This window comes from Flavobacterium sp. ABG (genome assembly GCF_001027725.1).
Lineage (GTDB): Bacteria > Bacteroidota > Bacteroidia > Flavobacteriales > Flavobacteriaceae > Flavobacterium > Flavobacterium cupriresistens.
This window is the reverse complement of sequence record NZ_LEKS01000011.1, coordinates 21,869-35,057: the sequence shown is the minus strand read 5'-3', so window position 1 is coordinate 35,057 and position 13,189 is coordinate 21,869. Positions and strand designations below refer to the sequence as shown.

Sequence of the window (13,189 nt, the reverse complement as noted above, 5' to 3'; positions counted from 1 at the left end):
TAAACTTCCTCAAAAGTTCTGTAATATTTTTCGCCTATTACCAAAGTAACTTTAATACGGTCAATAATACAAAAGCAACTTTAAAATAAGCCATTGTTTTTTTGACTTTATAAACAATAACTAAAAACAACCTATTTTGATTCTCACTTTAAAAAATACATTCGAAGAAGTAGGAAATGCAACCTTGTTTGCGGGCAAGTTCTTTAAGGAGCTTTTTATTCCACCTTATGAACTAAAAGAGCTCAGAAAACAATGTTATGTTATTGGTTATAAATCTTTACCACTTGTTGCCATTACGGGCTTTATTATGGGGTTGGTACTTACACTTCAATCCCGTCCGACCTTAGTGGAATTTGGAGCTGAATCCTGGTTACCGGGTATGGTGGCACTCTCGCTCATACGGGAAATTGCTCCTGTAATTACGGCTCTAATTTGTGCGGGAAAAATTTCATCGGGAATTGGTGCCGAACTAGGATCGATGAAAGTAACGGAACAAATTGATGCAATGGAAGTTTCGGCTATCAATCCTTATAATTATCTGGTGGTTACCCGCATTTTGGCTACAACTTTAATGGTGCCGATATTAGTCATTTTTGCAGATGCTGTCGGAATACTTGGTGGTTATATCGGGATCAACATTCACGATGATATTAATTTCAATCGCTACATCGCCCAAATTTTCGAATCGTTGAATTATTCCGATTTGATTCCGGCGACCATCAAAACATTTTTCTTTGGTTTTTTTATCGGAATGATTGGGTGCTACAAAGGTTTTAATGCTGCTAATGGAACCGAAAGTGTCGGGAAAGCAGCAAACTCGGCCGTTGTAACCGCTTCGTTGGCCATTTTTATTATCGATATGATTGCCGTACAATTAACTGATTTAATCTTTTAAAAATGATTGAAGAAAAAAAACATACTAAACCTAAAGTAAAAGAGAAAAATCAGACCCCGATAATCGAGATCAAAAACCTGTGTAAAACATTTGGTAAAGATAACGAGGTATTGAAAGGCGTCAATCTTACCGTAAACAAAGGAGAGGATTTGGTTATTTTAGGTCGATCAGGTTCCGGTAAATCGGTAACTATAAAATGCATCGTTGGTTTAATTGAACCCGATAAAGGCGAAATAAAAGTATTTGATGAAAATGTTTTGAACCTTAAAAAAAAGGAACTGAATGCAATCAGAGTCCGAATTGGTTTTTTGTTTCAGGGCGGAGCCTTGTACGATTCTATGTCGGTTAGGGAAAATCTGGCCTTTACCTTAAAAAAACACCAACGAGAATTAACTCCCGAAGAAGTAGAAAGTGAAGTTCTAGAAGCACTTGATAATGTAGGTCTGAGTGATGCGATAGATAAAATGCCCTCCGAATTATCCGGTGGTATGCAAAAGAGAATTGGTCTGGCGCGTACGCTAATTCTAAAACCTGAAATTATTCTGTACGATGAGCCAACAACAGGACTGGACACGATCACCTCAAGAGAAATAAGCGAATTGATACTTGATATTAAACACAAACGCAAAACAACATCTATCATTATTACACACGATATGGCTTGTGCAAAACTGACAGCAGACCGCATTATGGTACTAAAAGAGGGTGTGATACATGCCGAAGGCACTTACAAAGAACTGGAAAAAAGTGAAGATGAATGGGTAAGTTCTTTCTTTAAATAAAACTAAAAAATAGAAATCATGGCGAAGCAATCTGGATATACTTGGAAATTAGGAATGTTTGTAACAATAGGTTTGTTGCTGTTTATACTTGCCATTTATTTTATTGGGAAACAAAAAAACCTGTTTGGTGATACCTTCAGAATTACCTCCAATTTTAAAACCGTCAGTGGTTTGCAGGTTGGAAATAACGTACGCTTTTCAGGGATAAACATCGGAACAATCGAAGAAATCAGATTGATAAACGATTCCTCTGTTGTAGTGGGTATGGTTATTAAAGACGAAGTCCGCGAATTTATAAAGACAGATGCCCGTGCCAGTATTGGTTCTGACGGGTTAATGGGAGACAAAGTACTTACCATTTCTCCCGGTGTGCATTCACAAAAAATAATTCAGAACAATGGAAAAATCGCTTCAATTAATGGAATTGAAATGAACGATATTATGAAAAGCGTGAAAAAAAGTGTGGATAATGTCGGCGTTATTTCTGAAGAATTAGCCATTTTCAGCCACAGTATGAATAACGGAAACGGGGCATTAGCCCGATTAGTAAGGGATGATAAAATGGCCAACAGCGTTTCTAATACACTGTCTAATCTGGAAACCGGAACGAAAGGTTTTAGTGATAATATGGAAGCCGCCAAAAGTAACTTTCTGTTTAGAGGTTATTACAAGAAAAAAGAAAAGCAAAAAGAGAAAGAGCAAGAAGAGCTAAAAGAGAAAAAGGAAGAGCAACAGGACAAAGCCAATAAAGAAAAAGAAAACAAGGAAAAGGAACAAAAAGCAAAAGAGGAAAAAGCAAAAGAGGAAAAGCAAAAAGAAGTAGACGCTAAAAAAGCGGAGGCTGAAAAAAACAAAAAATAGTATTGAAATGAAAACTAAAAAACAAAATAGCACCAGTGCGTTCGAAAAATTTGCTTCGCACGTTTCAAAGGCAGCAGGAAGTACACCCGCTTTTATTGGCGCTTTTTCAATTGTTGTGGTTTGGGCGGTTTGCGGTCCTTTTTTCGATTATTCAGAAACCTGGCAATTGATTATCAATACCGGGACTACCATTATCACTTTCCTGATGGTTTTTTTAATTCAAAAAGCGCAAAACAAAGATTCGCTGGCTATTCAATTAAAATTAAACGAATTAGTCGCTTCAAACGAATATTCCAGTAATAGTTTGGTAGATATTGAAAGCATGACCGAAGAAGAGATGATTATAGTACAGAAATATTACCACAGACTTAGCGAATTGGCTAAAAAAGAGGAAAGTGTACGAACCTCCCACTCTATTGCAGAAGCACACGAACAACACCAACGAAAAGATAAAAATCGAACAAAAATACGTACCCAAAAAAGCCCGAAAAAATGAAGCTACGTTCTACAGAAACCTTTTGGCCCTTAAAACACGCAATGGAAGTAAGTTATCCATCCCTAAGTTCCGATTTAGAAACTGAAATTCTAATTATTGGCGGTGGAATTACCGGAGCTTTGATTGCTTACAAACTCCTAAACGAAGGGAAAAAAGTCGTAATGGCCGATCGCCGTGATATTTGCAACGGAAGCACGGCAGCAAGTACCGCATTATTGCAATATGAAATTGATGTGTCACTACACGAACTAATAAAAGTCAGAGGATTAGAATGCGCTATCGACAGCTATAGGAATGGGAAAAAAGCCATTTTTGATCTGCGGGCTATAGTCGATACAATAAAAAGTGACTGCCAGTTTGAATTCAAAAAAAGCATTTATTTCTGTTCTTTAAAAAAAGATCTTCCGTTTCTAAGAACAGAATTCAAATGCCGAAAAGAGAGTGGTTTCGATGTCAGTTGGCTCGAAAAATGGGACCTTGAGAAATTGGGATTAAATGCTCTGGCCGCCATAGAATCTAAAACCGCAGCGGTTATGGATCCCTATCAATTTGCTCAGGATTTAATCCGTTATTGCAAAAAAAAAGGAATGCAGGTTTTTGACCGCACGAACATTACGGCCATTCAAAATCAAAAAGGAAAACTTATTGCCCATACGGAAGCGAAATACAATATCGTGGCTGATCATGTTGTACACTGCAGCGGATATGAGAGCACCGAAACAATCACAGAAAAAGTGGTTGATCTAAAAAGTACTTATGTGATTGCCTCAGAAAGTCTTCCGGATTTACCCAAATATTTTAAAACCGCTATTTTTTGGGACACCTCCTCTCCCTATTTATACTTTCGAGCAACAAAGGACAACCGAATCATTATGGGCGGCGGAGACGAAGAATTTAAAGACCCGAAAAAACGAGACAAACTACTCCCTAAAAAAGAGCAATTTCTATTGAATAAATTTCAAAGAAAATTTCCAAAAATCGATTTCAAAATCGATTATTCCTGGGCAGGTACTTTTGGAGAAACCAAAGATGGCTTACCGTATTTCGGAAAACCAAATCCAAATAAAAATGAACACTATGTTTTAGGTTTCGGAGGAAACGGAATCACCTTTAGCGTCATCGGAATGAATTCGATTTTGCACTCGATCGAAGATAAAAAACATCCAGATTTAGAGTATTATAAGTTTCACAGATAGTTCTTTTTCTAAGCATCTCAGACTCTCAAAACTTAGTCACTCAAATCTAAGCGGTAATAGCCAAAGGATTCAGATTAATTTTATACTCTTTGGGACTGCAATTGAATTTTTGCTTAAAAATTTTAGAGAAGTAACTTCTGCTTGTAAATCCAATACAATAAACAACCTCAGAAATGTTTAAATCCGAGGTCCGAATTAAGATTTCCGCTTTTAAAACTCTTGTATGGGTAATAAAATCATTGACGGTACGATTGTGAATCATCTTAAATCCCTCTTGCAGTTTGTTTGGAGACAAGCCAGATTTTTTACTCAGCCATTTAATTGTAAAAGCTTCTTCCGGATTGGATTGTATCGTTTCTGAAAGTTCTTTTATTTCTTCCATTTCTCTTAAAGTCAAGCAGCTGAAATCTTTTGATGCAGTGGCTAAATCATCCGCGTGTTGCTGAATTTCTGTAGCCAGAATGATTCTTAAAATACCTTCTTTTAGTAAATGACGCACAATACCGGTTTGCGTGATCGAGCTCAATTGTTCTATTTTCTCTGCAATTCTCCTGTAAGACCCCAGATAAAAGAAATTCTCCTGACTATTATTCTCAAAAAAAGTTTCTTTTACTTTCGTGTTTAAAGAATTAGTCTGATCCATCGCACCGGACTGGTTTCCAACTGTAATTAAAGTAAATTTCGTTTTTATGCCCTTTTCAAAGAGCAAAACATTTTCTTCTTTTTCTCTTGCGGAGAGAATGGCGGTCTGAAACATTTCCAGTTTTTTTTCTTCTTCCAAAACACTAAACCGATGAGACAAATTACCTTCTGAGCAATACGCAAAATAAACCGGTGAAGCATTTAAATTTGCGATATTCATTCTCACCTCATCAGAAAAGGTCATATCAAACTGCATATAAGAAATCGCATCATTAAACGAAGCTCCGATAATGGAGCCTTGCGCCGAAGCATTATGAAATTCTAAAGTATATTCCTCTAAATCACAAGTAATTTTTCCGCCTAAATGCAAGGCTAATGTTTCAAATATATTCTTAATTTTATCTGTTTGTATGTTAATTATTTTCATTTGGGCAGGATTTAAAAATTCAACACTAAAAGGGTATAGATTACTCGGTAGAGCGAATTTGTTTTTAAGTACAAATTCTTTACAATCTATACTCCAAAGTTCGATTAAACAACACCGAAAAATGTTATACAATTTTTAGATTTTGTTTTATAATTACCTATTAATGACTATATTAACAACTATTTTACCAGTTTAATTTCAATAAAAAGCATGAAAAGTTTTTCCTTCCCTCCATTTAGTTCTGACCAGTCTAATGTATTGATTTTGGGCACGATGCCGGGATTAAAGTCTTTAGAACTCAATCAATATTACGGGCACAATCAGAACAATTTCTGGAAATTTTTGTTCCCAATTCTGAACGAAGATTTTTCAAATGACTACGAAACCAGAAAAGCGCTTTTGCAAAAAAACAATATTGCTATCTGGGATGTTTTACAATTCTGCGACAGAGTCGGAAGTTTAGACAGCGCCATAAAAAATGAAATTGCCAATGACTTCGAATCCTTCTTAAACGAACATCCAAACATCACAACGATTCTCTTTAACGGACAAAAAGCAGCGGCATTCTTTAAAAAATATGTTACGCTTGAAAAATCCTATCAGCTCATTACGCTCCCATCGTCGAGTCCGGCAAATGCGAGCCAATCGTTCGAATCAAAATTAACCGAGTGGAAAGTCATAAATTCACTCACAAACAATCGAACAGATATTTGAATTCTATAATATTATCTTGGTAAAGTATAATAATTTCGTCCGGCAATCTGATAATTTTACCAAAAGGTTTTTGAAGTATTTTAGTACTGGACTCCTTAGTAATGGCAAGTCACCTACTAAGGCTATAGTATAAGAAATGCCGATAGTTAGTTTATTTAAAAAGCTATTCTTTTATTAGGATAGCTTTTATACTTTTATGGTTTATTTTTTTAACCAAATAATTATGAAAATTCAAACATACCGTAATCATATACGGTTTTATACACCTCATCATTTTATATATTACCCAATTCTGATTGGGTTTTTAGCAGCTAGTATTTATTTTGCGTGTACTACAGAAGACAAGCTAATCTGGGCTTTTATAAGTATTGGGTTTGTATTTTTATTCTGGCTTGCTTATATGCTTCGCCAGCATTATGCTTTAACCTTGCAAAACAGAATTATACGATTAGAACTTCGCTATCGTTATTTTACACTTACAGGAAAAAGATTCGAGGAATTCGAATACAAACTAACCGACGATCAGGTTTTTGCGCTACGTTTTGCACCCGATAACGAGTTAATAACACTTGTAGCAAATACCCTTGAAAATAATCTGACAGGAGCTGCTATAAAAAAAGCAATCGTACACTGGCGAGCTGATTATAACAGGGTTTAAGAAAAAATCATATTAAAACAACAATGCCAATAGCAATAAAAAATGCAGTCTAAAAATTGCAATCTACTTATTGCTATTGGCATTTTTATTGTCTTCTATCTCTGAGCCTTTGCTACTTTGAACCCCTGAGTCTTTCCCCTTCACCAAAAACCATACAAAACTGATAAACAGATTATTGCACAAAATAATCAAAGTAATTAAAACAAATGAATGATTTTTTTTGTTAACTTTAATAGCTACAAACATCCAGGTAAAATCTAAAATTTAATCTTATGAAAAAATTATTTTACTTTTTGACCGCTTCATTATTAGGGTTGACATCTAATGCACAAACCGTTGCTGAAATAACTCCAACTGACACTTTAACTGTAATTCAGAACCAAAATAAAATCGAACAGGATACTTATTCTGAAGATTTACCTTGGCATGCCAGACGCTTTAAAGTTTCTGCGGGAAGTTTTTTTCCTGTAAATAATACTCAAATTCAGGTAGGTACTAATAACGGAAAAATCGGTACTACAATAGACCTCGAAGATGATTTAGGATTTACTAAATCAAGTGCTTCCTTTTTAGGGACATTTGATTGGCGTATTTCAAGAAGATCACGATTAGGATTTGAATACTTTTCGCTGGACAGAAGCTCCTCTAAAACCTTACAAAGAGAAATTAATTTTGGGGAGCATACTTACGATGTAAATGCTAGAGTAACGGCATTTTTTAACGTTCAGATTGCAAGAATCGCCTATGGCTACGCCTTTTTATCTAAACCAAAATACGAAGCCGGATTGTTAATTGGTGCGCATGTGCTTTTTGCGGATCTGGGTTTACGTGTAGATGCCAATCAGGCCGTCGCTGAAGTACATGATAATTTTAACTTCACTGCGCCATTACCGGATATTGGCTTATGGGGAGAATTTGTACTCGGAAAACGTTTTGGTCTGTATGCCAATGTAAATTATCTGGCCTTAAAAATTGATACTATAGACGGTCGAATCCTAAGCTACAATTTATCTCTTCTGTACAATGTGTATAAAAACTTTAGTCTTACAGCCGGATATACAGGTTTAAACTTTAAAGTCGAAGACATCGAAAAACACCTTAACGGTTCTCTGAAATGGGGGTATAATGGACCAACTCTTACGGCTGTTTATACCTTTGGACATCATGTTAAGCTCTATAAACACTAGAGTTTTAAATTCCAAAAGTTAAATTCCAAATTCCAAAAAAAAAATTAAACCCGACAGGTTTTTGAAACCTGTCGGGTTAATTTTTTTATTTTTTATTTATCTATTGGGGTGAATTTTATTGCGGTTCCTCCACCTGCTGCCAATTTTAGATTTAAGACTGTATTGTGGTTTACTTTTTGTTTGCTGATTGCAACGGGATACGGATTTGTTTTGTAATTTGCTCCCGCTCCATCCGCATATATCTCTGCTTCGTATTCTTTGTCATTATCTAAAAAAGAAAGTTTTACTTCGAGATTACGGGCTTTACTGTTCGTGATTGACCCTAAATACCAGTTTTTTTCACTCCAGTCTTTACGGACAATGGTCGTATATTCTCCAATCTTCGAATCCAAAACTTTGGTGTCTGACCAGGTACACGGAACTTCTTTTATAAATTGAAATGCTGGTTTGCCTTCGTAATTTTCGGGTAAATCGGAAGCCATTTGCAACGGACTAAAAATAATCACATACAATGCCAATTGATTTGCCAAAGTGGTTTGTACTCGGGCTCCCGAAGGCGTTTTATAATCAAAATTGAAGTTCCCAGGTGTATAATCAAACGGACCTGATAACATTCTCGTAAAAGGTAAAGTCGTTAAATGTTCCGGGGTGTTTCCGCCGTCAACCGACCATGCGTTGTATTCCTGCCCTCTTCCGCCTTCCTGCGACATAAAGTTCGGGTATGTGCGTTGGATTCCGGTTCCTTTCATCGGTTCGTGGTTGTCAATCATGATGTGGTATTTTGCAGCTGTTTCAATTACTTTTCGGTAATGACGCGCTCCATATTGACTATCATGCCATTCCTTTTTATCTAAAAACTTATTTACGTACCCTGTTTTCACCGAATTAACACCCATTTTTTGATACAATTTAAAAGCATCTTCCAACTGATTTTCGTAATTTTTGGTTGCTCCGGCTGTTTCATGATGTCCTATCAAACGAACATTTTTCATCGCGGCATATTTTGTAATTTCTTCCAGATTAAAATCCGGATAGGCTTTTACAAAACTAAAAGCAGAACCATCAGCTGTCCAATCGCCATCCCAGCCTTCGTTCCAGCCTTCTACTAAAACACCGTCAAAATTATTCTTTGCCGCAAAATCAATGTACTCTTTTGTATTCTTGGTTGTTGCCCCGTGTTTTGGACCTTGTCCCCAAGTGAATTTTTCCAGATGCATTCCCCACCAGATTCCAATATACTTAGACGGTGTAATCCACGATAAATCTTCAATTTTTGAAGGCTCGTTTAAATTCAGCATAATCGTCGAAGTGGCAACCTCTCCGGGAGTTTTACCCACAACAATTGTTCTCCATGGAGTTTTAAAAGGAGTTTCGGCATACACTTTTACACCATCGGCCCACGGCACTAAATCACTTTTGTATTGTTTGTCGGTTGTTTTTAATAAAGTCATTGAGGCAAAATCCGTTAAATTGGCTTCGTGAATGGCGACATACAATTTGTCTTTCGTTTCAAAAGTTGCAGGCGTATTGATCGTATCCGTTTTACTCATTAACGTTTTGCGATAGGTACTTTCGTAATAACTATTTTCACGGTGCACCGGAATCCACCAGACTTCATTATTGTCTTTAAAAGTAAACTGCGTCACTTCATTCAAGATTTTTACCTTTCCTAAATGAGGCTGTTTTGGAAATTCATAGCGGAATCCAAGGCCATCATCAAAAACCCTGAAAATAATATCTACAAGACGCTCTTCTCCTCCCGATTCTTTGAGGTGAACAATCATTTCATTATGTTGATCTCTTACTTTTTTGAATTCTCCCCAAGGCTGTTCCCAGGTCTGATCGGCTGTTTTTTCTTCGGTCGAAACCACTTCAAAATTTTCCGTCATTTTTGCAATTCCCTGAAATTCGAATCCCAATAAAGAAGGTTCAATAACCGATTTTCCATTAGAAGAGAAACTGTACTGCGGCTGACCCGAAGCGGTTAATTGAAAAACCAGTTCAGCGTTTTTCCCGGGAGAACTAATTGTATATGTTTTTTTAGTACTGCAGGCAAAAATAAGCATGGAGGCTAAAGTAATCAGGCAGTATCTATATCTTATGTTTTTCATTATTTAATTGTATTAATTACAATGCTTTTATTTAATTTCGTTAAGTACTTCTTTTGCTTTGGCAGATTGCATGGAAACAAAATAATTAAAGGCCTGATCTAGTTTATTCTGGGCATCGGCATTCCCTTTCTTTTGAATGCGCAAATTGTATAACTTACTAATCTCCGGAAATATATTTTCTGTGTTTTTAACGCCCGCAAATGTTTTTACCTTTTCGATATAGGTGTATCCAAATTCAACAGTTGGCTCGAACATTGTTCCTTCTCCAAAATCGTTCCATGTAATCAACTGTAAATAATCTAAATTGGCACTTTTAGCCATAGCCAGCGTTTCATCAAGTGTTGCTCCGTTATTGTGCGCAATATTCCAGCCAATTGCTGCTCCGCCACCGCCTTCGACATAAAAATCTTTAAAACCGGGATAGGCACTTCCTATTGCAACAGCGAGTTTTGGTTTTGTATTGGTATAAAAATTAGTCAAGTAAGAGCTGTTTTTATACACCCAGGCATATTCGCCGGACGCATTTACACCAGCTTCTACCGACTGATCCCAAAGTGTTATAAATGCAGGTTTCGTAGTCAAAGTATTAAAAACATTTGTCCATTCTGCAGGGGTTTGCAATACAATCGGACCGAAATTCAGCAATAGTGGTTTTCCGTTTATTTTAATATAATTGGCATCTTTAAAGTACTTATTCTGTACGTAAGCCAAATCGGTTTTGGCTGCGCTGGTTACCGAAATTGCTTTTCCGGCGTCAACGGCACTTTTGGTTACCCTGTCTTCATAAACAATGGCATATTCTAAGCCTACTTTGTTTAACATCGCAATAAGCTGTTCTGTATTTTCTTTTACCATCCTATAGTCATAAACATCATAGGTGCCGTACCAATCGATCAAAACACCATCAATTCCTGAATATTTCATCAACAATAAATGATTTTCAATTACATTTTTATCCCCCGAATGATACGGACCAATAAGTGGGTAATAGTAAGACGCAATCTCTCTATGACCGTCTGTTCCTATATTATTCGGATTTTTATTAGCCATCGTCCAGTGATATCCCCATTTTTTATCGGCACTGCTTTCATTGGTTTCGAACCAGGGCATATAATGCACATAAATCTTGGTGTTATTTGTTTTTTCAATCGCCACCGGAGCAAGTACTTCCGGTTCTGTCACTTTATCTGAACCTTTATCGTCACTACTGCAGCCAGAGGCGACGATAAGGTTTATGATACCCAAAAACAGTACTGTGATATATCTTTTCATACTTCGTTTATTATTTTATTTTTTTGCCATCGCTTACAAAAGCTTGCTTAATCTGTGGGAATCCTTTAAATCTGTGGCTAAAAATATTGGCAAAAGGTTTTTCTTTTTGCCACAGATTTAAAGGATTAAAAGGATTTTTTTTCAATCTTAAATTGCAATTCTAATCTGTGAAAATCTTTTTATTCTATTTAACTGCTTTTAAATCATTAACAAACAAATTGTTGTGTTCCGTTCATTTTAATTATTTTAATTTTTTTTTCACGCAGATTTAGCAGATTTAGATCATTGCTCTCTGCGAAAATCCGCTAAATCTGCCAAATCTGCGTGCCCTTTTTTTTTAAAACATTTCCTAATCTGAACAACATTCTACAAAAGTTAAAAACATGCCAGCCTTCCACGACTAACCAACATGAAAGACTGACATTCAACAACCTAGTTCACAGGATACCCCGGATTCTGCACCAGATTTTTATTTGTAGTTAACACACTGCTCGGAATTGGAAATATAGCTCTGGTTTTATCCGTAGCTCCTTTTTCCCACCATGGTAAGAAGAAGGTTCCGAAACGAATATTATCTGTTCTTCTTCTTCCTTCAAAAGTAAATTCCTTAAGCAATTCCTGATCTATAAATTTAAGGTCGATGATTGCTGGCATTTCTTCTCCGGCACGTCCTGTTATTTGTTGCAAGAATGGTTTTGCTAAATCCGGAGCACCTAAACGTACATGACATTCTGCTTGCATCATCAAAATTTCGGCATAGCGAATTAGTACCAAATCGTGATCACGTTCCCAGTTTTCTCCGGCTTTCATTTCGTATTTACCCAAGCGAACTCCTTCGTTTTCCTTGGCATCGGTCAGACTTGTTAAGTTCTCTGTGTAGGTTAGCGGCTCTCCGTTATCCATAATAATTACAGAACCCGTAGCCAAATTGATCTGATCTCCGGCAACCATGCATTTTTTTCTTTTATCGGTATCACCAAATTTTGAATAAAGACCTGGTTGTCCACACATCCCGTTAGCACTCCACGGATAATTTCCGGTTGGAGAAATTGCCAGTTTTTGTAAATAATGACAAGACATTGAGCTCATATAATTCCCAACTGTTCCTGCTTTTGAATCGTACGGAATGGCAAAAATAATCTCAGGAGAGGTTTGATTTTCTGTCGCAAAATTGGCAAAGAAATCCGGTGTTAAGGTATAACCCGTCACTTTCTGACACATCGTAAGACAATCCTGCCAACGCGCTGTTCCGATAAATGCTTCCGAATTAAGGTACAATCTTGCCAGAATAGCGTATGCCACATTTTTAGTCAATTTCGAGTACACCACATTTGAGTTCAAATGTGGTATGGCCTCCAACAATTCTTTCTCTACAAAATCGTAAACTTGTTTTCTTGTAGCATTAGAAGGCAAATCCAAATCTTCAAAATTGGTTACTATGGGCACATTCCCAAACAGATCCAAAAGATTGTAATAGTAATAGGCTCTTAGTGCTTTTAACTCTGCATAAATCGGTATTTTTGCCTGAGTGGTCAGAGAAGATTTGTCTATCTGATAGATGATTGCGTTGATTTTGGCAATTCCGGTATAGTTGTAACGCCAGGCCGAAAGAATCATTCTGTTGTCTGCTTTCCAGGTGTGTTTTTGTGCATCCTGATATTGCCCTCCATCGTACCAGTTTGTGCCTCTGGTTGGAATTGTAGCCTCATCAGAAACAACTTCATTCAAAAAGAAGACATATTCACAAGTCGGATAATTATTTGATATCCCATCTGCAAATCCTCTTAGCGAAGAATAAGCTCCTCCTACCAGCGCATCAATTTCTTTCGGCGTATTTCCAAAATTCCCATCTTCTACTTTATCATATAAATCTTCATTCAAATCTGTACATGACACCGTAAAAAACATGCTTAAAAGTATCGCTGCTGTTATTTTGATTTTCATTTTT

Annotated in this window: 13 protein-coding genes; 8 read left to right on the top strand and 5 right to left on the bottom strand. The window is 36.6% G+C overall.

Translation table 11 applies throughout. From position 1 onward, the window contains the following. Positions 1-136: 136 nt before the first annotated feature. The 5 genes from AB674_RS12800 to AB674_RS12780 are packed head-to-tail and all read left to right on the top strand — an operon-like array spanning position 137 to position 4,230. Entirely contained in the window at positions 137-895 is a 759-nt protein-coding gene (locus AB674_RS12800; RefSeq protein WP_047777168.1) for an MlaE family ABC transporter permease, read from the top strand. A gap of 2 nt (positions 896-897) precedes the next feature. Then, positions 898-1,677, top strand: coding sequence for an ABC transporter ATP-binding protein (locus AB674_RS12795; RefSeq protein WP_047777165.1), 780 nt, complete (start codon positions 898-900; stop codon positions 1,675-1,677). Positions 1,678-1,695: 18 nt separating this feature from the next. Further along, a complete protein-coding gene (locus tag AB674_RS12790; RefSeq protein ID WP_047777162.1) occupies positions 1,696-2,538 on the top strand; it encodes an MlaD family protein in 843 nt (280 codons plus the stop codon). A 7-nt stretch (positions 2,539-2,545) separates the two neighbouring features. Next, positions 2,546-3,034 carry a low affinity iron permease family protein gene (locus AB674_RS12785; protein ID WP_047777160.1) on the top strand — a complete coding sequence of 163 codons (489 nt, stop codon included), beginning with the start codon at positions 2,546-2,548 and terminating at the stop codon, positions 3,032-3,034. Then, the gene (locus tag AB674_RS12780; protein WP_047777159.1) at positions 3,031-4,230 is read left to right on the top strand and encodes an NAD(P)/FAD-dependent oxidoreductase; all 1,200 of its coding nucleotides are present in this window, start codon (positions 3,031-3,033) and stop codon (positions 4,228-4,230) included. Before AB674_RS12785 ends, AB674_RS12780 begins: the two co-directional genes overlap by 4 nt. Before the next feature lie 46 nt (positions 4,231-4,276). Here AB674_RS12780 and AB674_RS12775 read toward each other — a convergent pair whose 3' ends face one another. Beyond that, a complete protein-coding gene (locus tag AB674_RS12775) occupies positions 4,277-5,299 on the bottom strand; it encodes a helix-turn-helix domain-containing protein (RefSeq protein ID WP_047777157.1) in 1,023 nt (340 codons plus the stop codon). 210 nt (positions 5,300-5,509) lie between these two features. On the opposite strand from AB674_RS12775, the gene AB674_RS12770 reads away from it, so the two are divergent. From AB674_RS12770 to AB674_RS12755, 3 genes are all read left to right on the top strand, one after another. Then, the gene (locus AB674_RS12770) at positions 5,510-6,013 is read left to right on the top strand and encodes a DNA-deoxyinosine glycosylase (protein WP_047777155.1); all 504 of its coding nucleotides are present in this window, start codon (positions 5,510-5,512) and stop codon (positions 6,011-6,013) included. Positions 6,014-6,236: 223 nt separating this feature from the next. Then, positions 6,237-6,671 (top strand): DUF6526 family protein, encoded by a 435-nt coding sequence (locus tag AB674_RS12765; protein ID WP_047777154.1) that lies wholly within the window; start codon positions 6,237-6,239, stop codon positions 6,669-6,671. Positions 6,672-6,943: 272 nt separating this feature from the next. Continuing rightward, a complete protein-coding gene (locus tag AB674_RS12755; RefSeq protein WP_047777151.1) occupies positions 6,944-7,858 on the top strand; it encodes a hypothetical protein in 915 nt (304 codons plus the stop codon). Positions 7,859-7,950: 92 nt separating this feature from the next. Here AB674_RS12755 and AB674_RS12750 read toward each other — a convergent pair whose 3' ends face one another. The 4 genes from AB674_RS12750 to AB674_RS12740 all read right to left on the bottom strand — a co-directional run bounded on the left by AB674_RS12750 (position 7,951) and on the right by AB674_RS12740 (position 13,185). Beyond that, positions 7,951-9,969: a glycoside hydrolase family 97 protein gene (locus AB674_RS12750; protein WP_047777149.1), complete on the bottom strand. Its 2,019-nt coding sequence runs from the start codon at positions 9,967-9,969 to the stop codon at positions 7,951-7,953. A 27-nt stretch (positions 9,970-9,996) separates the two neighbouring features. Further along, positions 9,997-11,241, bottom strand: coding sequence for a glycoside hydrolase family 71/99-like protein (locus AB674_RS12745; protein WP_047777147.1), 1,245 nt, complete (start codon positions 11,239-11,241; stop codon positions 9,997-9,999). Between the two features lie 10 nt (positions 11,242-11,251). Further along, positions 11,252-11,386, bottom strand: coding sequence for a hypothetical protein (locus AB674_RS23155; protein ID WP_262487204.1), 135 nt, complete (start codon positions 11,384-11,386; stop codon positions 11,252-11,254). A gap of 287 nt (positions 11,387-11,673) precedes the next feature. Then, a complete protein-coding gene (locus AB674_RS12740; RefSeq protein WP_047777146.1) occupies positions 11,674-13,185 on the bottom strand; it encodes a RagB/SusD family nutrient uptake outer membrane protein in 1,512 nt (503 codons plus the stop codon). Positions 13,186-13,189 lie beyond the last annotated feature (4 nt).